23 protein-coding genes are annotated in these 24,728 nt (G+C 43.5%); 11 read left to right on the forward strand and 12 right to left on the reverse strand.

Features of this window, described 5'->3' with window-relative positions:
* Positions 1–17: 17 nt before the first annotated feature.
* The 4 genes from pgl to KIO97_RS12125 form a co-directional block, all read right to left on the reverse strand.
* Complete coding sequence (gene pgl, locus KIO97_RS12110; RefSeq protein ID WP_285382696.1) at positions 18–734, reverse strand: 6-phosphogluconolactonase; 717 nt, start codon at positions 732–734, stop codon at positions 18–20.
* Entirely contained in the window at positions 731–2,233 is a 1,503-nt protein-coding gene (gene zwf / locus KIO97_RS12115; protein ID WP_005426592.1) for a glucose-6-phosphate dehydrogenase, read from the reverse strand. Before zwf ends, pgl begins: the two co-directional genes overlap by 4 nt.
* Positions 2,234–2,878: 645 nt before the next feature.
* A complete protein-coding gene (locus KIO97_RS12120; RefSeq protein ID WP_005426599.1) occupies positions 2,879–3,565 on the reverse strand; it encodes a response regulator in 687 nt (228 codons plus the stop codon).
* On the reverse strand, positions 3,562–5,181 hold the full coding sequence (locus tag KIO97_RS12125; protein ID WP_285382697.1) for a sensor histidine kinase: 1,620 nt from the start codon (positions 5,179–5,181) through the stop codon (positions 3,562–3,564). Before KIO97_RS12125 ends, KIO97_RS12120 begins: the two co-directional genes overlap by 4 nt.
* A 229-nt stretch (positions 5,182–5,410) precedes the next feature.
* Between KIO97_RS12125 and KIO97_RS12130 the strand changes: the two genes are divergently transcribed.
* From KIO97_RS12130 to KIO97_RS12165, 8 genes are all read left to right on the forward strand, one after another.
* Positions 5,411–5,572, forward strand: coding sequence for a hypothetical protein (locus KIO97_RS12130; RefSeq protein WP_047479682.1), 162 nt, complete (start codon positions 5,411–5,413; stop codon positions 5,570–5,572).
* Positions 5,573–6,038: 466 nt separating this feature from the next.
* Positions 6,039–6,266 (forward strand): hypothetical protein, encoded by a 228-nt coding sequence (locus tag KIO97_RS12135; RefSeq protein ID WP_012128083.1) that lies wholly within the window; start codon positions 6,039–6,041, stop codon positions 6,264–6,266.
* A 152-nt stretch (positions 6,267–6,418) separates the two neighbouring features.
* Positions 6,419–7,810, forward strand: coding sequence for a TolC family protein (locus tag KIO97_RS12140; protein WP_005433753.1), 1,392 nt, complete (start codon positions 6,419–6,421; stop codon positions 7,808–7,810).
* A 3-nt stretch (positions 7,811–7,813) separates the two neighbouring features.
* The gene (locus KIO97_RS12145) at positions 7,814–8,794 is read left to right on the forward strand and encodes an HlyD family secretion protein (protein ID WP_285382700.1); all 981 of its coding nucleotides are present in this window, start codon (positions 7,814–7,816) and stop codon (positions 8,792–8,794) included.
* 18 nt (positions 8,795–8,812) lie between these two features.
* Positions 8,813–10,000, forward strand: a complete 1,188-nt coding sequence (locus tag KIO97_RS12150) for an ABC transporter permease (RefSeq protein WP_285382702.1) — start codon at positions 8,813–8,815, stop codon at positions 9,998–10,000.
* A complete protein-coding gene (locus KIO97_RS12155; protein WP_285382704.1) occupies positions 9,997–11,148 on the forward strand; it encodes an ABC transporter permease in 1,152 nt (383 codons plus the stop codon). The genes KIO97_RS12150 and KIO97_RS12155 overlap by 4 nt, the downstream gene beginning before the upstream one ends.
* Before the next feature lie 255 nt (positions 11,149–11,403).
* Positions 11,404–12,543 carry an SIR2 family protein gene (locus KIO97_RS12160; RefSeq protein ID WP_285382706.1) on the forward strand — a complete coding sequence of 380 codons (1,140 nt, stop codon included), beginning with the start codon at positions 11,404–11,406 and terminating at the stop codon, positions 12,541–12,543.
* A gap of 9 nt (positions 12,544–12,552) precedes the next feature.
* Positions 12,553–14,301 carry an ATP-binding protein gene (locus KIO97_RS12165; protein ID WP_285382708.1) on the forward strand — a complete coding sequence of 583 codons (1,749 nt, stop codon included), beginning with the start codon at positions 12,553–12,555 and terminating at the stop codon, positions 14,299–14,301.
* 122 nt (positions 14,302–14,423) lie between these two features.
* Here the strand turns inward: KIO97_RS12165 and KIO97_RS12170 are convergent, their stop codons facing one another.
* The 3 genes from KIO97_RS12170 to msrP all read right to left on the reverse strand — a co-directional run bounded on the left by KIO97_RS12170 (position 14,424) and on the right by msrP (position 17,965).
* Positions 14,424–15,932: a DUF3360 domain-containing protein gene (locus KIO97_RS12170; RefSeq protein WP_285382710.1), complete on the reverse strand. Its 1,509-nt coding sequence runs from the start codon at positions 15,930–15,932 to the stop codon at positions 14,424–14,426.
* 414 nt (positions 15,933–16,346) lie between these two features.
* Positions 16,347–16,964 carry a protein-methionine-sulfoxide reductase heme-binding subunit MsrQ gene (msrQ, locus tag KIO97_RS12175; protein WP_285382712.1) on the reverse strand — a complete coding sequence of 206 codons (618 nt, stop codon included), beginning with the start codon at positions 16,962–16,964 and terminating at the stop codon, positions 16,347–16,349.
* A complete protein-coding gene (msrP, locus tag KIO97_RS12180; protein ID WP_077200698.1) occupies positions 16,961–17,965 on the reverse strand; it encodes a protein-methionine-sulfoxide reductase catalytic subunit MsrP in 1,005 nt (334 codons plus the stop codon). The genes msrQ and msrP overlap by 4 nt, the downstream gene beginning before the upstream one ends.
* Before the next feature lie 208 nt (positions 17,966–18,173).
* Here msrP and KIO97_RS12185 point away from each other — a divergent pair, with 208 nt between their 5' ends.
* Positions 18,174–19,361 carry a hypothetical protein gene (locus tag KIO97_RS12185; protein WP_285382714.1) on the forward strand — a complete coding sequence of 396 codons (1,188 nt, stop codon included), beginning with the start codon at positions 18,174–18,176 and terminating at the stop codon, positions 19,359–19,361.
* A gap of 197 nt (positions 19,362–19,558) precedes the next feature.
* Positions 19,559–19,897, forward strand: coding sequence for a hypothetical protein (locus KIO97_RS12190; protein WP_005433823.1), 339 nt, complete (start codon positions 19,559–19,561; stop codon positions 19,895–19,897).
* 125 nt (positions 19,898–20,022) lie between these two features.
* Here KIO97_RS12190 and KIO97_RS12195 read toward each other — a convergent pair whose 3' ends face one another.
* The 4 genes from KIO97_RS12195 to KIO97_RS12210 all read right to left on the reverse strand — a co-directional run bounded on the left by KIO97_RS12195 (position 20,023) and on the right by KIO97_RS12210 (position 21,836).
* On the reverse strand, positions 20,023–20,334 hold the full coding sequence (locus KIO97_RS12195; protein ID WP_122019693.1) for a Fis family transcriptional regulator: 312 nt from the start codon (positions 20,332–20,334) through the stop codon (positions 20,023–20,025).
* A gap of 284 nt (positions 20,335–20,618) precedes the next feature.
* Positions 20,619–20,741, reverse strand: coding sequence for a hypothetical protein (locus KIO97_RS12200; protein ID WP_005433922.1), 123 nt, complete (start codon positions 20,739–20,741; stop codon positions 20,619–20,621).
* A gap of 62 nt (positions 20,742–20,803) precedes the next feature.
* On the reverse strand, positions 20,804–21,061 hold the full coding sequence (locus tag KIO97_RS12205; protein ID WP_285382717.1) for a hypothetical protein: 258 nt from the start codon (positions 21,059–21,061) through the stop codon (positions 20,804–20,806).
* A 436-nt stretch (positions 21,062–21,497) separates the two neighbouring features.
* Positions 21,498–21,836 (reverse strand): hypothetical protein, encoded by a 339-nt coding sequence (locus KIO97_RS12210; protein WP_285382718.1) that lies wholly within the window; start codon positions 21,834–21,836, stop codon positions 21,498–21,500.
* Between the two features lie 500 nt (positions 21,837–22,336).
* Here KIO97_RS12210 and KIO97_RS12215 point away from each other — a divergent pair, with 500 nt between their 5' ends.
* Positions 22,337–23,872, forward strand: coding sequence for a hypothetical protein (locus KIO97_RS12215; protein ID WP_285382720.1), 1,536 nt, complete (start codon positions 22,337–22,339; stop codon positions 23,870–23,872).
* A 272-nt stretch (positions 23,873–24,144) separates the two neighbouring features.
* Here the strand turns inward: KIO97_RS12215 and KIO97_RS12220 are convergent, their stop codons facing one another.
* The gene (locus KIO97_RS12220; RefSeq protein WP_052298130.1) at positions 24,145–24,534 is read right to left on the reverse strand and encodes a hypothetical protein; all 390 of its coding nucleotides are present in this window, start codon (positions 24,532–24,534) and stop codon (positions 24,145–24,147) included.
* Positions 24,535–24,728 lie beyond the last annotated feature (194 nt).

A 24,728-nucleotide genomic window follows, 5' to 3' on the forward strand; every position in this document is an offset into this window, starting at 1 on the left:
TTCGACCAGCGGCCGTATTAAACGATTTTTGCCGCTGCGTCTAAATCTAAATACCATTCCGTCAGACCCGCTTTCGCTTGGATCTTCGCTGCCGGATATGGAAGTACGCGTGCTGGTGAGCTGTTAATCTCTTCGATAATGTCTGCTTTACCAGCGCCAAGTACCAAGTAACTGATGCGCTTCGCTGCTTCTAGTACGCGTGCCGTTTTCGATACACGAATTTGACCAGACTCAGGATGAGAAGCCAATACTGATAGGTTCTCATCATCGTAGTTTGTCTGACCTGGGAACAGTGATGCGGTATGACCATCTGCGCCAACACCAAGCAAGATCCAATCAAACACAGGAGTGCCATTTTCAGTTGGAATCACTTCTGCCATCTCTTTCGCAAAGCGCTGTGCTTCTGCTTTTGGCTCTTCTTCACCACGGATGCGGTGGATGTTCTCAGCAGGAATATTCACCTGTGTAAATAGTAGAGCATTCGCTTCGCCATAGTTACTTTCTGCATCATCAGGCGCAACACAGCGTTCATCACCCCACCAGAAGTGTAGGTTTTGCCACTGAATTGACGTCGCGTAAGCTTCTGATGCTAGTAGCTTAAACAGCATTTTTGGTGTGCTGCCGCCAGAAAGAGAGATGTGAACAGGTCGGCCCATTTCGCTAAACGCTTTCATGTCGTTAGCAAGGCTTTCTACTACCTGCTCTGCTGTTTGGTAGATCTTGTGGTTGATCATAGTTCGCAGTAGTCCGTATCTGTTAGGTTTTTACAAGGGAAACGCCATGCGCGGTTAGCTCGCTGTAGCAAGTCGTCCGCTTCTTTTGGTCCCCATGTACCACACGCGTATCCGAATAGCGCTTGTGGGTCTTGCTTGAAATCTAGAATCGGTTGCACGTATTTCCAACACGCTTCAACCGCATCGCTACGAGCAAATAGCGTTGCGTCACCGTTTAGGGCATCAAGAAGTAGACGCTCATAAGCAGTTAGCATTTGGGTTTCTTGCAGGTCAGCGTAGTGGAAGTTCATTTTCACTTCCTTTGCTTTAAAGCCTGCGCCCGGCTCTTTCAGACCAAAGCTCATTTGGATGCCTTCGTCTGGCTGAATACGAATAATCAGCTTATTCTCTGGTGCGTTTTGACCAAACACTGGGTGTGGTGTCTGTTTAAAGTGGATAACCACTTCTGTCACGCGAGTCGGTAGACGCTTACCTGTACGTACGTAGAAAGGCACGCCATTCCAACGCCAGTTGTTGATGTAAGCTTTCAGGCCGATGTAAGTCTCGGTACGAGAATCGTCTGCTACCCCGTTCTCTTCACGGTAACCCGGAAGGTGCTGACCACGAACATCCGATGCTGTGTACTGACCCAATACAAGGTCGTTACGCAGTGCGTTCTCATCCAGTGGTTTAAGACACTGAAGCACTTTAACGACTTCATCACGCATCGCGTCAGCATTGATCTGTGCAGGTGGCTCCATACCAACCATTGCTAGCACTTGTAGCAGGTGGTTTTGGAACATATCGCGTACTGCACCAGATCCGTCGTAGTAACCACCACGCTCTTCCACGCCTAAGAATTCTGCGCCTGTGATTTCCACGTAATCAATGAAATTACGGTTCCACAGTGGTTCAAACATCGCGTTAGAGAAACGTAGGACAAGTAGGTTCTGAACCGTTTCTTTACCTAGGTAATGGTCGATACGGTAGATCTGATGCTCTTGGAAGTGCTCGTGGATTTCTTTGTCCAACGTGCGTGCTGATTCAAGGTCATAACCGAATGGTTTCTCGATGATCAGGCGTTTCCAGCCATCTTCCTCATTGTTCAGACCGTGTGCTGCAAGGCTTGCAGGGATCACGCTGTATAGGCTTGGTGGCGTCGCAAGATAGAAAAGCGTATTACGTTGTTCGAATTGGTATTCGTCTGCCAGTTGGTCTAAACGAGTCGCCAACTTGCTGTAATCTTGTGTGTCAGAAGTATTGATTGCTTGGTAATGCAGGTGGTTGATAAATGCATTAAGCGTTTCTGGCTCGGTTTTCTCCATTTCCTGAAGCGATTTCTTCAGCTTTTCTCGGTAAGAATCGTCGCTGTATTCAGTACGACTAACGCCAAGAATGGCAAAATTCTCTGGAAGCTGTTTGTTCGCATAGAGGTGGTATAGAGCAGGAATCAACTTACGATATGTAAGATCACCTGAAGCACCAAAAATAACGATGCTGCTGTTTTCTGGTATTACCATCATCTTTCCCTTAAAAACGAGGTACTTATTGTGTGCCCGGATACGGCTAAAGGATTGAGCCAACCCTATCAATGGCACCCCAAAATAGAAAATTGGTCTTACCTATTACGTTGATAGGTAAAGCCTATAGACCTAAATCTCTGCAACAACTGAGCACCTTAACCATAGTCAGGATTTCACCAATTACAGCGCATTTAGGACGCTTATGTCTCTAGAGTACAACATTGCACTCTCTGGAGGAGATTTCCGACACGGGGGCGTATTGTCTACGACTATTTGATTTACATCAACACTTGCTGGTGCAAACGTTTAAATAATTTACACAAAGAACAGTAAGGTACTGAATATTAAAAAGTAATCATCATTAGCCTGAAAGTTATAAAATTTAAGCAAAAACTCTAAATTGGAGGATAATTGCTCAAATTTGCAATCCATTACATAAGTAGTGTGCGTTACGTGGAGTTTACCGTTCAATCGCTTTATTGCTGAGAGTGAGACTTGAGAAGGCTGAACCGAGTTTTCTATCGGTTTGAAGATAAAGAATGAGCAGCATGTGCTAGAAAACAAAACGGTGGCTGAATAATCGCCACCGCCTAATCACCTATTTACACAATAAATATTCGCTGTTTTTATAAACAACACATATTAACGCGTCACTTTTTTATAGCAGCGCTCAGGTCGCCCTACTGTTCCATAGTTTAAGTCGGCTTCCAGTTCACCTGAACTAATCAGGTATTCCAGATAGCGTCTCGCGGTCGTGCGGCTAGCACCAATCTTTTCACCCGCTTCATCTGCGGTAAACATCACTTCCCCACCAAACAAAGCGCGTATCTTATCCAGTGTCACACCATCAATGCCTTTGGGTAATCGCTGCGGAGTATTTTCTGCTGAAACACTCGATTGCAGCATCTTATCCACCAGATTCTGATCCAAGCTTTCTGCCACATCCAATTGTTGGCGCTGAGAAATGTATTTCTGCAATGCTGCTTCTAACCGAGGGAACATCACCGGTTTGAGCAAATAATCGACCACACCGCCCCGCATCGCTTGCTGGAGCGTATCCACATCTCGAGCGGCAGTAATCAAAATCACATCACAGGTTTGATTATTCGTGCGTAGCGTATTGAGGATTTCTAATCCCGTTCCATCAGGTAAATACACGTCCATTAACAGCAAATCCGGCTTAAGCACTTCAAGCTGCATTTCCGCTTCCATACGCGTTGTGGCAATGCCCACCACTTCTAGACCAGAAAGCTGGCTTAGGTACTTATGGTGAAGCTCTGCAATGGCAATGTCATCCTCAATGATCATGACTCGCGTTGCCGTATTCATACTTGTTCTTCCTTAGGCAAATACACGGTAATTCTCGTTCCATGTTCTGTATTTGGTAGCATCTCAACATAACCGTGATAACGCGTCGCCAATTGGCTTACAAGATGTAATCCGACGCCTCGGCCTTGGCGAGACTTGGTTGAGATGCCCTTTTTCATGAGCTCTTGAGGCTCAATACTTTCTGGTAGCCCACACCCTTGGTCGACCACCTCTAAAATCACTTCGTTGCCATAATCACTGATGGACACATCAATGCCGCGTCGCTCGAATGCAAAGGTCGATTCCTCGCGAATAGCAGACAAAGTTGCGTCAAATGCGTTATCGACAAGGTTGCCAAGAATGGTTACCAAATCTTCAGCGTTTAGCCATTCCGGTAGCGGTTCTAAGCGGCTGCCTTCTTCGACCATCAGCTGTAAACCGAGCTCCCGTGCACGCTCTGTTTTGCCCAAAAGCATGCCAGCAATAAGCGGGTCTTTAATGGTGTCCCGCAAGAACTCAATCATCGCTTGGTAATGCGCGGTTTCTTGCCCAATCAACTGCTGCACCGCCTCTAGCTCACCCATTTGAACCAAGCCGCTAATAGTATTGAGCTTGTTTCTGTGCTCATGAGTCTGAGAGCGAAGTAAATCGGCATATTCTTTGGTTTGCGAGAGTTGCTCGGTCAGCTCATTGATTTCATCGCGCAGACGAAAACTCGATACCGCACCGACAATTTTGCCATCCACAAAGATCGGCGAACGGTTCGCAATAAGGCGCTTATGATTAAGGAATATTTCGATGTCGTGATCTTCTTGCCCGGTTTCCAACACCGTATACAAATCACTGTCACGAAGGGTATCCGTTAATGGCTTATTAAGCGCGGCGTCTCTATCGATGCCTAGAATCTGACAAGCACTGCGGTTGATAGAGCGCAGCACGCCTTGAGCATCAATACTCAGCACGCCCTCTTTAATCGTGCTCATGGTCACGTCGAGCTCACCATATAAGCGGCCAATCTCTTCTGGTTCGAATCCCAAGATAGCACGTTGGAATTTACGAGAAGCGTAGTTGGAGACAATGGCATTAGCCGCCACCACCGCGAGTGCCATTAGGATCAAGAATGCGAGAAACGGTTCAATGCGGTCTTGCAAACGCTCCAGTAAGTAGCCGACCGACACAACACCGACGATGTTGCCATCCTGATCGACGATCGCCGCTTTACCACGAACGGAATAGCCTAAAGAGCCTTGCGCCGTTGAGATATACGACTTTCCTTCCACCAGCGCTCTTTGGTTGTCACCGCCTTTCATCGGCTTGCCAATACGCTCGTCGATAGGATGAATCAATCGCACGCCATCTTTATCGCCAATCACAATGAATGCCGCGCCAATCGCTTCAGTCATTTCACGAAAACGCACTTGGTATGGCTCGGCGTTTTTCGACTCAATCATCTCTAACACGATGTGCGAAGTAGACAAGAAACGCGCGATACCCAAGGCTTTCTCGCCCATTTCCTGCTCTTGGTCGAATTTGAGGTAAGTAAAACCTGCAGCAACAAGAATGAGCAGCTCGATCAAACCCGACAGCGTCATAATAATAAGCATGCGCTTACGAAAGCTGATCGTTTTCCAACTCATTGGCATCCCTTTTCTCTACTGCTGATCCACGTCACTGTGGTAGTGCCCCTAAATTAACACCGACTTAACAACGACGCTTTTAATAAATGACAATTCTGTGAACGGACGAATTGAACTGATCAACATACGGTTAATTCGTAAACGCTTTGAATAAGTGGCGGCATTGACTCAACATCCAACAAAAATCGCGGTAAAATCTCGCCTACTCTTAAATTCCAAAAGATGACCGATGAGAAAGATCTACGTGACAGAGGGCGATAAGAACGCCAAAAAACAAAAGCTCGCCTACCCGAAGCTTGCATTGTGCGACAAGTGTGTAAAAGAATACGTCATCATCAGCGAAGGTGAACGCACTTATGAAGAGTGTGCGAAATGCGGAGCTGATGACTAACCCAGAGTCACCTCTCTAGATAGATTTGTTTCCAGTTGAGGCAAGCCTCTCTCTTGCCTCATGTTCATGCTCCTCACCACATCAAGTCTTCGACTCTTCGGCTTATTTATAGCTGCAGTGAAATATAAAAAACGCATCCTATCACCCGCTAAATAATGTTGTTATTTATTCAACATCATACATAAATTGCCATCTAAACCTTGAACGCGATCACACCAAATTTAGCGGTTTTTGAGGCGTTTTTAGACTTTCCGTCGTATAATTTTTAGTCAAGAAGCCACCGAGAGCTTTGAACAAAGAAAGCAGCTAATTGGAAGTCTATTTAACGCTCAACACTTGCGTCAGAAAATTTGAAGACACATTGATAAAAATACAAATACTGACCATAGGACAAACACTTAGACACCATCTGCACTGAGATAACTATAAACAGAGGTGCTTTTATAGTTAGAAGGAACACCAAAACATGGAACGCGATACATTTGGAATTTGCCTGAATAAGGCCATGCTGTCAGAGAATATGTATTCAACGTTTACGCACGTCAGAGCTTATGAAAAGAGTGATACGAGCTCCGCAGACCTTAAGGTGCTGTTATCATTCCCACAAATGAGCGGTAAAGACCTACTGAATACGATGCGAGGTTCTCGCCAGCTTGAGTGGAGAGCAGAATTTCACTGCCCTTCCATGAAGTGAATCACTAGAAACAACGTCATAAACGCTGCGCCCAGCTAAGCCACTCTTAATTGGGCGCAACATTTTTCCAACATTTCTTTTCTTCAAGCACTTAACACTTTCCAATGAATACTTTATATTAGAGCTAATACTCTAAAAGCACAGTAGCCACTATGAAAAAAACCGGAAAACTCTGGATTTTGGGCCTTCTCAGCAGCTCGATTTCTCTTGCTTGTCACTCGGCTCCTATCACATTTGATGATGCATGGAATTTGTTGTTAGAAAACAACTATTCCCTTAAAGCACAACGTGCCAACGTTGAAAGCTATGAATACCAACAAAGCGCGACCGATAACCTCAATTTGCCACAAGTCAGTATTGGTGCGAACTACACACGTTTAGACACCGATGTGACGGTTTCTGGTCAGCAATTGCTAGACAGTACTGGCGCGCACATTACGTTGCCTCCTCTTTTTAATGTCACTTCTACCATTACTGAGCGCGACATCTTCTCTTCTTCTATTCGCGCTATCTGGCCAATTTTTACTGGTGGACGAATCAACGCAGCACAAGCCGCAGCGGAAGGTAAAACGGATGAAGCCAAAAGCCAGCTCGCAATGGAGCAGCAAGCGCGCTTTGAAGATCTCTCTAAATACTACTTTTCTGTCGTGCTCGCCAAAGAAGTATTGGCAACGCGTCAAGCGGTAGAAAAAGGCTTAACCAAACACCGCGACTTCGCAATTAAGATGGAAGAACAAGGCCAAATTGCCCGAGTTGAGCGCCTTCAAGCTGAAGCTTCACTAGACAAAGCCAAGGTCGAGACACGTAAAGCGGCCAGTGACCTGAGTATCGCACAAGCGGCTCTTGGCAAAATCTTAGCGCAGAACGATGCCGTCGAACCTTCAGAAACCTTATTTATTAACAACAATCTACCGCCGTTGAGCGCGTTTGTTGACCAAACCCTGCTGACCTATCCAGGCTTAGATTTGTTGGATGCCAAACACAAACAAGCATCGAGCTTAATCAAAGCTGAAAAAGGCAAATACTACCCAGAAGTTTACCTGTACGGTGATTACAGCCTGTATGAAGACGACTCCCTTGCCAGCCAAATGAAACCAGATTGGTTAGTGGGTGTGGGCGTGAACATCCCACTGATCGAATCCACTGGCCGCAGCGAGAAAGTGAAAGCGGCGCAAAGCATGGTCACGCAGGTTGACGCACTCAAATCGCAAGCGAAACAAGACTTGTCACTTCTGGTACAAAAAACCTACCTAGAAGCCCAGCAAGCCATTGATGAAGTGCAAGGTCTGGATTCCAGTATTGCATTGGCCGATGAAAACCTTCGCCTACGCGAGAAAGCGTTCACTCAAGGCTTATCCTCATCTTTAGATGTGGTCGACGCGCAACTGTATGTCGCGAGTGTAGAAACACAGCAATCAGCAGCACGTTTCCGTTATCTGATTTCTTTAACCAAACTATTAGCACTGAGCAGCGAAATGAACAGCTTCGCTCAATACCAACACACTGCTTACGTTCCAGCATCCACATCCAAAGAGGCAAAATAAGTCATGGCAGCAAAATCTCTAAAACCCGCTCTACTATCACTGTGTGCTTTGGGTGTCGCTTCTTGGGTTGGTTATCAGTTCTACCAAGCGTATCAACCGGAACCAGCTCGTTTACAAGGTTTGATTGAAGCGCAGCAATACAGCATCTCTTCTAAAGTCCCAGGTCGTATTGATGAAGTCATGGTGCGCAAAGGTGATGATGTCGAAAAAGGTCAATTGATCTTTACTCTTCACAGCCCAGAAATCGAAGCAAAACTAGAACAAGCCAAGGCGGGTGAAAAAGCCGCTGGCGCCTTGGCGTTAGAAGCAGAAAAAGGCGCGCGTGAGCAACAAATCCAAGCAGCAAAAGACCAATGGTTGAAAGCGAAAGCGGCAGCGGATTTGATGGAAAAGACTTACCAACGTGTAAACAACCTATATAAAGATGGCGTAGTCGCAGAGCAAAAACGCGATGAAGCCATGACGCAATGGCAAGCTTCGAAATACACCGAAAGCGCAGCGTTCCAAATGTACAACATGGCAAAAGAAGGTGCGCGTAGCGAAACTAAAGTCGCAGCAGCAGAAAAAGCGCGCATGGCAGCAGGCGCAGTAGCCGAAGTAGAAGCGTACGCAAAAGACACACAAATCTACAGCTGGTTTGATGGTGAAGTTTCTCAAGTTCTACTGCAAAGTGGCGAACTTGCACCTCAAGGCTTCCCAGTGGTGACGGTGATTGATACTCAAGATTCTTGGGCAACACTGAACGTACGCGAAGATTTGCTCAAACACTTCACCAAAGGCACCACATTCAAAGCTTACCTACCTGCACTGGACAAAGATCTTGAGTTTAAAGTGACTCACGTTGCGGTAATGGGTGATTTTGCAACTTGGCGTGCAACAGACGCATCGAAAGGTTTTGATCTTCGTACCTTCGAAGTCGAAGCTCGCCCTACCCAACCAGAGCTTGAGCTTCGAATGGGCATGAGCGTTGTGGTTGAGCTGTAATCGCGTTGGTTTAGCACTATGACGATTCAAATCTCACAACGACAAATCCTGCGACGTGATAAATGGCTATTCTCTTGCCTGACGTGGGTGCCAATCTTATTAGCCGTCACTATGTGGGGCGTTTTCTCGGCAGGCATTGCCAGAGATCTCCCGATAGGTGTGGCTGATTTGCAGCACTCACAATTGTCGCGCAAGATGATTCAATCTCTTGATGCTTCTTCAACCCTCTCTGTTGATTACCATTACACCAGTGCAACAGAAGCGAAGAACGCGATGATTGAAGGTGACATCTACGCTTACGCCGTGATCCCGCCTCAGTTTGACCAAGACATTCTTTTGCATCGCCAACCGCAGTTATCGGTCTTCTTCAACAGCCAATACATTTTGGTCGCGAAACTGATTAACTCTGCGGTTGCGCAATCTCAAGGCTATTTTGATGCTCAGCTCGAAGCCATGGGTAACTTAGCAAAAGGCAATACCACAACGTTGGCCGCCATTGGTCAAGCAGTGCCAATTTCGACTCAGATTACAGCCTTGTTTAACCGTAACACCAACTACGCTCAGTTTTTGGTGACAGCGATTGTTCCGGCGATCTGGCAGATCTGTGTCGTGGTCAGCACTATTTTGATCCTCGCAGCGCATTTTCGTATTTATGGAAATGGCAACAACAGCTTCGCGTTCTTAGGTGACCGCCCTTTCACTCGATTAAGCAAAATCCTCGGCCAATATATACCGTTATTTATGGCACAAGGCGCACTGTTCTTAATCTGGTTTTATGTACTGCTGGATTGGCCGATGGAAGGCAGCTACTTAGTGATGCTGTTAGCGCAGTTCGTAACGACCATCGCGTGCATCATCATGGGGGCCTTGTTCTTCTTCCTATCGATGGATCCTGCACGCGCGATGAGCTTTGCTGGCGCGTTTACCGCACCTAGCTTCGCGTTTATGGGGATTACTTTCCCGGTTTCAGACATGAATGCTCTCGCTCATGCATGGAGAGGATTGCTGCCAATTACGCATTACATCGAAGTTCAAGTGGACCAAGCAAGCTACGGCGAAAGTGCGGCACAATCTATTGGCTCGCTATGGCCAATGGTTGGGTACATTATCCCGCTCTTAATGACGGCAGCTTTGATGGCAAAACATCGCAACACAGCTTTGTTAAATAGCTCGTCTTCAACAGGTAGCAAACAGGAGGCTGTATGACACTGTGGCAACTGATTAAAACAGAGCTTCGCTCAGTGATGACCAACCCTGTCGTGGTACTGACCGTCTTTGGTGGCGTGGTGTTTTATTCGTTCTTGTACCCGCTCCCGTACGCGCAACAAACGCCGAGAGAACAGCCTATTGCGATTGTGAATCTCGATGGTAGCCAAACCAGCTTGAAGCTTGAACGTATGGTAGATGCGACGCCACAAGTCAAAGTGGTGACTCGCCTACACACCATAGCCGATGCAAAACAAGCGTTCTTAAACCGCGAGATCACGGGCTTCTTGGTTATTCCAGAACACTTCTATAAAGACTTGATGCTTGGTAGCAGCCCTACTTTGGCGTATGCCGCGGATGCTTCTTACTTTTTGGTGTACGGCACTGTAGTAGAAGGCCTTGCCACCGCGGGGGGAACACTTGGCGCAGAAGTAAAAGTGAGCAAGATGGTGATTGATGGTGTGCCACTAAGTATGGCCAGCCATGATTACTCCGCGATTAAGCTGAACATGAAGCCAACCTTCAACCCAACGATGGGCTACATCGAATACGTTGTGCCAGCGGTGTTTGTGTTGATTCTTCAACAAACGTTGATCATGGCAATTGGTTTGCAGACCGGTACTCAACGCCATGGTCGCGGTTATTGGTCGCAAGTACCAACGGGCGCTTTACTGTTCGCCAGAACCTTGGTCTTCGTTGCTATTTACTACCTGCTTAGCGCTTACTATTTTGGCTTTAGCTTCGAACGCTTGAACGTCAATCATATAGCCAACGCAGGTGAGCTACTGACCTTGCTGTTGCCATTCTTACTTGGCTGTTGTGGTTTAGGTTTGTGGCTCGGTTACTTGTTACCAAGACGCGAGCTGGTGACATTGGTCGTGCTGGTTAGCTCAATGCCATTAATCTTCTTAGCAGGCTTTATTTGGCCAGTTGAGTCAATCCCTGCCCCACTGCTTTGGTTTGCAGACTTGAGCCCAAGCACTTGGGCAATCAAAGGGTTTTTAGCACTCAACCAAATGGGCGCAACGTGGCAACAAGTAGCGAAATACTGGAGTGCTCTTTGGGTTCTGACGGTACTTTGGGGCGGCGTTGCTTACTGGATCGCCAAACGCAATACCAAACCAGTAGTAACAGAAAGCTTAGGTTAACGGCTTTTCATCCAATTAAGAAAGGGGCTCACGTAGCCCCTTTTTGTTTGCGTAGATGTTCTAGTGACTGAGTTGAGCGAAAGAGTCACTGGCTCACTTATGTGCACAACGAGTTTTACAGGCTCTTAGGAGACTGCATTGCTGTACAAGTCATCACAACGAAGACAATTTATTTAAATGCACAGCAACTCATTGCTTACCAAGCAAAGCAATTACGTTAAAATGGTTTCGTATAAATCATTGAAGATCAAAAGTATGGAACATCTAGAAGAAATACAAATTAATGATATTTGGCAACACAATGTCAACCTATTGATAGGCTCAGGCGCATCATTTGGGCTTTTCCCTACTCTTGCGACCCAAATGGAAAATGAGTCCATCGAAACACTAGGTAAGTACTTCGAAGATGAAAACAAGCCCCAACTCAAGTCGCTGCTTTTCATGTACTACTACGTCAACTGCATTAAACCCGTTATATCATTCGATATTGAATACACAAAATTATGTGCAGACCTAGACTTAGAAGAAGACCTCAATAAGTTATCGGTCATCAAAAACTATCAAATATTACTTAAAACGCTCAAGACAATTGCCTCTAAAAACAAATCTCAGAAAAAAGCTAACATTTTCACCACAAACTATGATTCGTGTTTCGCCGATGCATATGAAGAACTTTTGCTTGAGGAATCAAATTTAGAGTTTGTACTGAATGACGGCACTAAAGGTTTTCGAAGAAAATTTGTTGAAGCTCGTCACTTTGACACGTCCGAAATCAAACATAGCATATTTGGCAAAAACTGTTTCAGTATCCCACAAGCCAACCTAGTTCACTTACATGGTTCAGCATTCTGGACACTCAATGACAACCGAATAGCAGTCAACTACGAAGATAAAGACTGCAAATTCGAAGATAAATTTTTTGATGGTGTCAAAAGTGAGTTGGAAGACCTAGAGGCAATTCTTAATAATAAGGAAGCCAGACGTGATGATTTTGACACAATCACATTTAATGGGACCTTTTCAGACATAGAAGATATATTCTGGGCTACTTACAAAAAACTTCCAATTGTTAACCCTACCAAATGGAAGTTTCACGAAACTGTTTTTGACGAACATTATTACCAAATGCTTCGCCTAATGAGTTATGAATTGGAAAAACAAGACTCAGCTCTAATTGTATTTGGTTTTTCATTTGCGGATGAACACATCACCAACCTAATAAAACGCTCACTTGGCAATAAATCTCTCACTATGTACCTGTGTTGTTTTGATGATCTCACTATAAACGCAATGGAAGCTCTATTCGGCAGCTTCAATAACGTTAAGCTCGTCAAACCAGATGGTTTTCTAGACTTTGATGCTTTCAATAACAAAGTATTCAAGCTTCCAAGTTAAGGGAATAACATGGCTATTTTAGTGGGTGAAGTTATTGCCGTAAAAGGCGTTAAAATATCAATTAAAGTTTTTGAAGAATCGAACAAAGATACATTATTCTACGACGGTAGAAAGTACAAAGGCGTTTCAATACGCGAGTACGTGCAGATAGAACGTGGTTTTAAAAAGATAATCTGTGTAGTTGAAGGAGAGTACTTAGATGAAAAGTGGATTGATGACGAATTCCATTATATCCGGACTGTAGATCTCAAACCCATTGGTTACTTTGAGTCAGGTCATTTTGTCGAAGGTATCAAGCACCTCCCGTTAATTAAAGACCCAGTTTTCTTACTCGAAGAAGATCGGCTCGCTGACATCTACGGCAAAGCAGGCAGTGATTTTGTAATCGGAAGTCTATTAAAAGAAGAATTTCCAGTTTCTCTGCCATGGCACAAGTTATTCAACTCTCATATTGGGATTTTTGGGAATACGGGGAGTGGTAAGTCAAACACGCTAACCAACTTATACACCACTCTTTTCGATAAGAAAATTGAACAGATAAATGGTAAAAGCCAATTTATCGTTATTGACTTCAATGGCGAATACACAAACGGACAGCTTACTACTGACCAATATAAAAACGTATACAACCTCAACTCTCGCAATGCTGAGCAAAAGTTTCCACTAGCCAAATCAGAGTTCTGGGACACTGATACTTTGAGTTTGCTCTTTCAGGCTACACAAAACACTCAAAAACCATTCATTAATCGAATCGTAAAGGGCAAACTACAATTTGATACCGAAGCTAATTTCTTAAACTACATTAAGACAACCTATGAAAAAGTGTTTACTGCATCTGCACCTCATCCTGAACTACTAGATCTCATCCGTGAAGTCACAAACACACTGGATAATGCAGCAATAAAAGACACATTGAAAACTATATCTTTCAATGGAACCACCAAAGGCTTCTATGTAGCACCTAACTCTTATTTTCGTGCTGACGGGAATTATTACGGAAACATACTAAAACATGATGTCGATGCTATAACTCTCCCTCAAGATCTAAGTGACTTAGACCAATTTAACATTCGCTGCCACATACAACTAATAAGAGACCTGATAAGCGGATATGTTCAGTTCGATTTTATTCAACCACTATTGAAGCGCATAGACTCATCACTATCGAACTTATCCAAAGTCATTCAAGTCAATGAGGCTCCAGTGGCGAACAAAACTGTCACGATTATCTCTCTAAGAAAATGTAATCAAGATATTAAGAAAGTTCTTCCTTTATTGATAGCCAAGCATTATTACAACCCGCATAAAGTAGCTGTGGCCAATCCGCCAGATAAAACTATACATCTTATAATTGATGAGGCTCATAACATACTGTCACAGCAATCCACCCGTGAGAGTGAAAGCTGGAAGGACTATAGACTTGAAACTTTTGAAGAAATCATTAAAGAAGGGCGTAAATTTGGCATGTATCTGACTCTTTCTAGCCAAAGACCAGCAGATATATCACCAACTATCGTGTCCCAAATACACAATTTTTTCATTCATCGCTTGGTCAATGATAGAGATTTGTTCTTGATTGATAACACGATTAGCACATTGGATCACATGTCTAGAAGCATGATTCCCAACTTATCTCGTGGTAGCTGTGTTATTACTGGAACTGCGTTTGATTTACCTATGGTTTTACAGGTGAGGGAATTAGCGAGAGAGAAACAACCAGATAGTGAAGATGTCGATTTAGAAGCACTATGGGCCTAAAAACAGCTAAGACTTACAGTGTCTAGCATTTGGGCCAGAAACGGTTTAGAACAACTGAACTAAACCGTTTCTATCAGGTTAGAAAAAGGTTCTTCAAACCATAAATCGTACAATGAGCCTATCTAACGAAAGCTTGGGATAATCGCTGGAATTCCCGGTAATAGGCCAACCAACGCCATTACACTTGTTAATACAATAAACATAATGCCAGGCAACACCCAACGGCTCATTTTACTGAGTTCCCCACTACGTTCTTTACAGCCGACTAAGCCTAAGTTATCTAGCAGCATGGTGAGAGACCAGCCAAACGCAGGGTTAACAAGCGCTGAAGAAAATACGACAATCGCCGCCGATTGCGTGGTTTTCCCTTCACGTGTCATTTCCATTCCAGCTTCTAGCAATGGAACAAATACCCCAACAATAAGCGCAACACAAAGCACTGGTTGCCATATAGCTAAGTCCATTGGGTAACCCCAAACCGCGGCGATAATACAGAACAGTGCTGTCAGCAAAGCGCCGGCAGGAATAGGGCGTTTAGCGATAGCCGCCGGAACGATGTAAGTCCCCCACGAAGACGTAAAGTTAGTACCACCGAGCAGAGAACCGAACGTCTGACGAATTGACGCAGTGGTCATGGTATCGTCGATGTTCATATGTACTTTTTCTGTACGTGCTGGATAGCTGATTTTTTGGAAAACTTGGTGTCCTAGAAAATCTGGCGACCACATAGCTACGGCCAAAATAGCAAAAGGCAGTACGACCATGAAGTGTTCAATCGTCGGTAAACCTAGCATCCAGCCCGTATCTTCTCCCCACCAATACATAGGGTTCATGTTGGGTAAGCCCGGCTCAGTTTGAAAAGAAAACGGTGCTCCCATGGCAAAAGCTAGCGTGCCGCCTAGCAAGCAACTAAGAGGGACGGCTAGCCAACGCTTACGAAAATGTTCCAGTAGTGCATATAAAATAATGGTGCAAAAGATCACGACAAAAGCGATGTGACTCATCCCTATTCCCTCTGCCCAAGCGAACAGTTTTTTCACTTGAGAGACGGTTCCAACAAAGCCAAGGTAGAGTAATAATCCGCCACACACGCCTTTACTAGTCAGGTTTGCCAGCATACTGCCACCTTTACTGATGGCCAACAGTATGCCAAAAGCACCGATCAGCAAGCCAAAGGCCATTGGGTGCCCACCAGCTGCAACAACGATAGGAATTAATGGAATGAGTGGGCCGTGTGTACCCGCGAGGTTTGCGGTCGGCAATAGAAAGCCTGAAAAAAGAATAATGAAAACTGAGGCGATGAGCAGTTCATAACGAACGTTTTCTAAAATAAAGCCTTCATTCAACCCTAGCGCTCCGGCAAAGGTTGCTGCGATGGCTCCCACCATAACGACTTTACCAATGGTCGCGGCCATTGCTGGAATGGCATCTTCTACCTCGAATCGGTAATCTTTGAACGGCAAATTGGGACGCCAGCGCTTAGGCGCCATGATCTGCAACTCGTGCTCTAAATACTGCTCTCGAGACTCAAATTCCGATCGTGGCTTATGTTGTTGTTCATAAGTGAGTTCAGCCTCATTTGCTTGAGGCTTATCTGTTCGTATCTGTACGGACTCTAAAGTACTGCTCATAGTGATTCCTTTCGTTCACACTCTAAGGTGTGTTTTTCCAACCAACGTTATTTACTCACCAAACGAAGATTAAGCAGTTGATTGCCTATATTCTCTTCTACAAGAACTCGATGACGGATGTTCATGAATCCTTGATTTTCAGTTGCTAGTACCTTATACCAAACGAAAAAATACAAATAGTGTCAGATAGTTAGACATTAGTCGTAGGTTGAGGGCTAACGGTATGAGCGTTGTAATGGAATTTGGTAGGAACAGTTTCACGGTCTTTGGCGAGAGCGAGCGAAAGGAGTGGTAGCGTGGTGAGCCAACCGCAACAAAAAGCGTGGGTTAGCGGCTTGTTATCCAATTAAGAAAGGGGCTCTCATGGCCCCTTTAGTCTGTTGATTCATGTATCGCAATTAGTCTAACAGCGCATCAACTGGATAACCTCTTTCGAAACACCCGCTGCTTCAATGTCTTCCAACGCACCAGCAACAAACCAATGGCGATGAAGATATAAATCGTTGGTTCTGCCACCTCTGACTTCACCGACCAATAGAAGTGAATCGGTGCCAATATCGCCGCTAAGTAAACCCAGTTATGCAGTTTTTGCCATTTAGGGCCCATTTTACGTTGTATGGATTGAGTCGAAGTTACCGCCAGAAGTAACAAGATTACCCACACTGCTGCACCAACGGTCAAATAAGGGCGCTTAACGATTTCGGAGGCAAGTAAACTCCAATCTAATCCTAAATCGAGCACAGCAAACGCAACCAAATGAAGTACCGCCCAGAAAAAGCTGTAGAGTCCGAGTAATCGTCTCAATCTCACTAACAAACCCTGCTTAGTCCAACGCGCAAGCGGAGAAACCAACAAGGTAATAAACAGCGTATTTAGCGCGCTAATCCCCGTGTAATGAATGATGCCTTGAACAGGATCACCGCCTAGGTTGTCGGTATTAATCGCAATAACCAACAGACCTAAGAAACCCAGAGAAACAAGGTGGATCAGGACTTTAAGCGCAACGATGTGTTTTGGCGTCAGCTTTCTCAATAGAACTTCCTCAGATCCATATTCTTATAGAGATGTGCCACTTCTTCTTCGTAGCCGTTGAACATCAATGTTGGCTGTCTGCGAGTGCTGAGTACACTGCCCTCCCCGATGAAACGCTCACTTGCTTGGCTCCAACGTGGATGGTCAACATTTGGGTTCACATTGGCGTAAAAACCGTATTCATTCGGCGCTAAACGATTCCACGTTGTTGGCGGCTCTCGGTCAGTTAAACGAATTCGAACAATAGACTTGATGCTTTTGAAGCCGTACTTCCACGGTACAACTAAGCGAAGTGGCGCACCGTTTTGTGGTGCCAGCGTCTTACCGTATAAGCCTACAGAAATCAGTGCGAGCGGGTTCATTGCTTCATCAAGACGAAGCCCTTCTACGTAAGGATATTCAATGCTGCTGAACGAGCCTTGAGCCGGGAACTGTTTTGGATCGTAGAGGGTTTCAAAAGCCACGTATTTCGCGCTGCTTTTTGGGTCCGCCATTTTGATGATGTCCGCTAAAGGAAAACCAATCCACGGAATGTTCATAGACCACGCTTCCACACAACGTAAGCGGTAGATACGCTCTTCTAGTGTGAATTTACTAAAGATATCGTCGTAGTCGAGCTTGATTGGGTTATTCACCAAGCCGTCGATCTCTACCGTCCATGGGTCAGACACGAACTCAGAAGAGTTTCTCGCAGGATCAGACTTATCGGTACCAAACTCATAGAAGTTATTGTATTTCAGAACCTTGCTTTCAGGAGTAAGAGAAAGATCTGCTTGGTACTGCTGTGGCTTTGCAGCGCTAAGGTCAATTCGATTGTCTGAGACTGGCTTTTCCTTTGACGAGAAGATGTCCAAAATACCCGCTTGCGCATTTGCAGCGAGCGGCATACCGACAACCGCAATGCCAAGCTTTTTCAGTATTTCGCGACGCTCTTTATAGACAGACTCTGGCGTCGCTTCGTTTTCAGATAAAGCCCAACGATGATTCTTCTTAATCCACATAATCTTCCCCGAATGTGTTCATAATTTAGTAAATAGCGAACTGGTAATACGTTGATTAAGAGAGACCGTAGCAATGGCATTTCTATTTCATACAAAACGAAAAGCCGATATTCAGGCGGGTTCGATAATCAACATCAAGGACACTTGAGAGTGAACTAACTCCTCTGCATCAAGTCCAAAGGTTTTTACCAATAACTCGTACCCTTTTATGTCTGTATTATTGCTCTCCACCGCGCTCATCTCCGCAGCCGAATCACCGTTAACCTATCAATTGGAGCAAAACACTGAACGCTCTGATGTGGTCACTGTTAGTGTCGACACGAAACAACTTGGCACATTCCATATCCTACCAGCAAGAACACTCGCAGATGGCACACAGCCTACTTTAACCTGCATTACTACGAGTGGCAGTCGTTCTGATATTAAGTACCAAACGGATATCCAATGTGACCATATCGATTGGCAATTACCGCTTGCTAAAATTGGCCATGACGGCTTTGATATCGCTGATCAAGTCGATAGTTATTCCCCAGATAAAGGATGGCGCTTTATCAGTGAATTCAACTCTCTACCACGATTTTCTAAACACAGTGATGAACCTATCCCAGCTCAAGTCTGCGCTCCAAACAACCAATGTAGCTGGATGCCAGATGAAAGCCAGCCGCCACTATTTATGATCTGGGGCTTAAAGCCTATCGAACTGGATATCAATGGTAAAACAATCACGGTCACCACAGATACTGATGAGATTTTAAAAACCATGTCAGACTGGAAACCTGCGCTTGAGTCTCAGCTGTCATACCTAATTAGTTTGTTTCCGAACAATAAAGTAGAAAAATGGGATATCGCTTTTTTTAGCCGAGATAAACAATCGGGCAGCGTCAGTGGTGCAGCAGGTAGCGATAAAATTCTTGTTAACGCCTTACTAAACAATGGTGAACTAGAAGATGATGCAATGCCGATGCTGCTTAAGATTGCAGCTCACGAGTCCATGCATTTACTCGACACAACTTCGCCAATGTGGGCATCTGAAAGTCTTGCTGAATACTATGGTATTAAGTCTTTAGGAAAGACGCGTTATGACTTTACCGATCCTCAAGCAGAATGGAATGACTTTAAGAAGCGCTTCCCCTTTGCAAGTACCGGGCTATTAGAGGCCAATGACCGCGTGTCAAAAGACCAAATGTACCAGTATTACCCCTTGTTTTACGTTAAGGGCCCTGCATTTTGGCTATTGGTTGATCAGAGTCTAATGGCTAAAGGAAAAAGTTTAGATACGCTATTACCGACTCTGACTTTCAACAAAGATGGGCACCTTTCCGAAGCTTCCATCTCTGACATTACTGATGTCATCGGTAAACAAAAGTGGCATGAACTTGCGAATCTATATTTGTAAGACGCGTTGCGTGTGAGGTTTAGTATCTATAAATAAGTAGACTAAAGAATTGAACCAGTGAGCCGCGTTTTGCCATAGGTTCAGTTCATCTCGCATGTCTGGAGTGACAATGGAATAACGATTTTAAACAGCAAATTTCTACTGCGTTCTTCTCTGATAATGATAAGATCTCCGAACCAGAATTATCGAGAACACCTATGTTTATCCATCATGTAAACGGCATTGACTGGCTGGTGATTACCGCCTTTGAAGAACTGAAGCCTCTATTTATTGAAGACGCTGGTTCGATTCCCGCTTGTTTCTCTATCACCAGTGAATTGAGCCTGATAGATCAAGCCAAGCGCACTTATGGATACTTGCCACCACTCCGCGGCGTAATCACGGATACTGGCACCTTTCAAAGCCAAGATAACGAAGAAGATTTGAATCCACAACTTGCCTGCATAGTTGAAGGGCGTGGCCGAGTGTTTATCTATCACGGTGGCTTTGTCGCTTTTGTGGATGACGAACAAACGTTTATTACCCGATTGGACTGAACATGATTCAGTGAGTTGAAATAGGCGAACTGGCATTCGTAGCTCTGATTCAGACGACAAACGTACACGAAAGGCTTTATATTGAAGCTCGTAATATAGAGCCTTAGATGCCCAATCAACGCGACTTACTTTCTTCGAACGTCGCTCTTTATGTCGTAGCTAATTTGCTTCTCTACGTTCTTTAGTTGAGTTCCTGCCTTATGAAACGCCTTTTGGATTGCTGTAGCAACATGACGTTGGCCCTCTCCGGTTAAAAAGTTTGCTCTGTCTTGGCTTGTTTCAAATACACAGATGATTTTTAAGCTCTGTGGGAAAGAAGAGTAATTGACCGTATGAGTCACCCAAAGAAAGCCTTCATAGCTTTTTAATGTATCTTCACAAACGTCGGTTAACACCTCTCTAATTTGGTTTTCGATCTTCTTATCTGACTTACGCATAAGGCAAACTTCCTATTTAACGCCTTTAAAAAGTGTTCGTTCACATTGATTGTGACTGCAGGGTACCTAAAGTAATTAAGCAGTCAAGCCAATGCAGTGGCACTTTGAAACGGTAAAGTGACACTGCACATTGGTATAACTAACATGTTTAAAAACAAGGCGTTTTCTTACTATTCTGAAAAATTAATCGTTGTTCACGTTTCAGGTCAGAATATTTATTGATACCAGTACTCAAAAAATCAAAAACGTTGAAATGATGAGTTCTACATTTTGATGAAGTGTGTTTATTCGCTCTTCTCAGAATTTTTGATTTTTTTTGCAATCCACTGGTGCATGTGAAGTCCTGTTTTACGCTTAAGTAAAAAGTCAATCCCAGCTAAAATTAATAATCCAATTATTGTTCCCATTATGCTCTCCAATTGCAGTTAAAGTTTGTAAGCCAATCGAATAAGTAAGAGGTAAACCTCAATCAACTCATTGATTTCATCATCTTTTCTATGTTGAGTCCGCCAAGTTCTTCTAGATTTGATTTAACTTCCTCATCTATCGATAACTGACACTCTACTTTCTTAAGTTCCTTCTCGAGGAATTTTTCAACCTCTCGAGACACGTTGAACATCAGCCCCTGCTCACGCGCAGATTTCCTAGCTCGTTTCAAGCGAAAATCTAAATCTGACGAGATTTTAATGTTCAGCGATACTTTGGACTTTTTCTTTTGTAATGACATGGCGCCTCTCCCAACCTGACCCGTAAAACTATAAATTTTTCTACCTTTTTTGCAAGAAAAATATCGTTTATTGTGATCTTGATAAAGATCAGAACACAAGAAAGCTCACCTGATATGGGGCAGAGATTAGCTCAATTGTACGCAAATAGTAGGGTTGTTTTATGAGCAGTTTGCTCAAGCGCTACAGGCTTTCTACTTACAAAGCTGGCTCGTGGTATGGTTCTGTATACTTGACTATCACTGCCAGTGGCAACGGGATTGGCTTTCTGTGGGAAAAATTAGATGCTTATTGTAAGCCGTAGGATCTATTTTTGTGCTGACGGCTCTAACCGTCAGCACATTAGGATTTCAATCGAACAATAGAATTAGAGAAGTAATTATTTCGATGCTATGCAGCAGCTGTGGATCATTTTATGCAATACTAACATCACTAATATTATTCTGATATCATTTCATTAGAAATAAATCTTTCTTTAATTCCGATCTCGCAGCCTATTAACAATGACTCAGATAGTTCTACATTTAAATAATATCGTTCTGGTTGACTCATCGCTTGTTGAAACGCGTTAATACATCTATTTATTCGCTCTGGCTTCGAATAAGGGCTTTCTTGCCATTCAATACGAATCCTCTGATTCGTATGCTTTTCCACCCCACTTAGGCTATGCTGGTTGGAACTTAACTTGTAGGCTGTGACTTTCTCGAAAAAGAAGATTTCATTAGCAAAACATGTATTAGTTGAAAGTAGCGCTAATAATAATAATTTATTTTTCATTATAAATTTACTCTTGGGAGATTTAAGTTAAAAACTTAGACATTAACTATAAAATTCATCACCCCATAAACATGTGGAAATGTAATTTCTTGCTCATTATAAAAAACAACGAATTTCAATCGTCGTATTTTTAGAAGGAATAACTAAAACATCTATTTTTATCTTATGCTAATGAAAAAAAGATTGAATTACTGGTACTACCAACAAATCTGACAATGATCATGTTTAACGTGGTTAGTAATTACAATTAAAACTAAAGTTCCAACTATCAATAGAATACTGGTGCGACATAGATAAAGTAATGTTTTTATCATTAAAATGCCTCCCCTCTTTAAATTATTGTATTTCATCATCCCCTAATGGATTAGGTGTATTAACTTACTGCTATCATCAACATTCACTTTGTAAGAACGCCTTATGCTTTATTGAATTACTCGATTTATAAATCAATCGTATTTTGATAATATTTCCTATTCTCATCCAAACAAACTATATGGAGAATGGTTTTGGGGCTAGATACTGCTTACATCCCTGTTGCAGAAGAGGACATAAAGTACTTCGTTGAAGACGTTTGTAACAACCCTGATTTGGTTGAACAAAGAGTGAATCAACTCACGCCTTCTGAGCAAGAAAGAAAGTTTCTCACTCATACGCTGTATAAAAACCTCTTAGCTCAGACTGAAAACGACCCATTCGACAGTCATTTTGGTTTTACTTCATGCTGTATTTTGGCGTATCTGTCTCCCTATTATTATGACAGAGGGCAATCGCTAGAAAGATTGGCAGATGAGTTCGGTGGTGAACATTCAGAGCACTTATTTTCGCTATTAAGTCGTTTCCAAACCTTCTTTTCGACCGTGCCTCACTGCGGTGATTCAGGCGGCCCTAACTACTGCTCCGGCTACTACGTAAGTAAAGAAAACATAACCCCGCTGCACGATGCGCTCATGCAATTAGATCGCGCTGTCGGCCCTTTGTTTGAAGAAGACAGTGGCCTTATTAGAGCACTCAAATACGCACAAAAGCATCAGACAGGCTTACTTGAAGCCTTCGACATACAAGTCCCATCCAGTGGTGAATTTTTCACGAGTCGTTTCAACTTGCGAGCTTGGTATCTTGACAACTTGGATGATGAAAGGATTGAAAAAGAGTGTATAGACACATCATTCACTATTGGCTTTCCTGTGCCGTCTTCCAGCATTATCGACATGTTTGATACCGGACCTTTGATATTTGACTGGGTCCGCTCTGAAAATCTGTTACCCATCTTTGAAAATGATCCTGATCCCAAGAAAGAACGAGCAGTCAGCGGCCAATTGGAGATCAGACTGATTTTTGAAGAAACGACACCACTGGTTGTAGTGCGAACGACACAAAATACACTGCTGCATGATCCAGAAAACTATGTTGAGAAAATAAGGCTGTCGTTTGAAAAGTACCTTACACAGAATGGGCTAGAGGCGAACTTTTTTGTCTCACTTCATGACTCCGAAAGCATACCAAAAGAGATCAAGTCGTCATCTGATATTGAGGTACGTTATTTTTCAAAACCAAGCTTTATCTTTAGTAGGCACCAATGGCTGTTCACTTTAGATGATGAGAAGTTAACCATGGAGTTTGGATATTCAGGCCGTATGGTGTTGTCCTTAAATGGGGAAAAGATCGATGAGTATCGACTATCGGATAAAGACATCCATAGAACGGTTTATTTCGCTGGGGGGCATTGGTACACCATTAGTGTAGATGCCACACAGTATCGTAATGGTGACTTAGATTTAAAGATTTATAAGGGTGTCCAACCAAAAGCGGAATTTAAGTGTTTCAAAGGCGCAGAGCAATATCCGCTATCTAAAAACCTCGTTTTGATGGCTGGTGAGATGGCGACGATTTTTCTTACCCTCATGACGCTGGCCGCTCGCAAACCAATTCTTATTCCTCCACTACTTTTAATCGGTTTTCTGATGTTTAAGTACAATCAACGTCATCATTACTTTCTTAAGCCCAGTTACGAGTTAGAGGAAGATTCCCAACCGTAGACTTAAAAAAGCCCACCGCGCGGTGGGCTTTGATTTATTTACTTAAATAAACATTCGAACTTTAATAATATAAAACCTATCAATCCGTTGTATTTAAAATCTAACCCTTAATTTTACACATCTCATACGAAGGCGTAGCTTTGCATTTACTACTAAAATATCCTTCAGAAGACCTACTCATGGAACCAGCATACGAAATACAAGTAGCACATAGCGATAAAAATATAACTGTTTTCATTATATATCCTAGGACTTAAATTCATTTCTCATTTTTAATTGATGATGCGAGTCACTTCGTAATTTCCATCTCGGTAAATTACGGCAAAGTTACTGAAAGATGTCCCAGTGGAAGTGTAAGGTTTAGCGGTTACGTTTCCATCAGCCGTAGCAACCGTTGCCGTCACTTTAGTAACTAAACAAAGGCCTCTTTCATCATCGGTCCATTGTTGGCCAGCGTTTGCAACATAGGTACTTTGTAAACAAACAGCAAACTCAACTCTTCCCGACACATGAAACTGAGTGGAATTAGCAACGGTTACAAATGGGTACCCCCAACTGTCCGTGTTCTCATCGTAAGATAGGTTCCCTTCTTCAGCAGACATGGCATTTGCAGACATAAGCAATGAAAAGACTGGTAATAGAGACAACAATTTTCTATTCATAATAAACTTCTTCACGTGTGTAAATTAAAACTAATTTATTAATAAATTTCGCCGACTTCCTCTGGCGGAATCTTATTTACATTATACTTCTATTAATTAAAACACTTGTAAAATTGAAACCAATATATCTTCAAACACCTCCATGGAATAAATAAAAACACGGAAAATTCAACTTTTCCGTAGATGCCAATCTT

The sequence above is a fragment of the Vibrio sp. B181a genome (assembly GCF_030248375.1).
GTDB classification, from domain to species: Bacteria; Pseudomonadota; Gammaproteobacteria; order Enterobacterales; family Vibrionaceae; genus Vibrio; species Vibrio campbellii.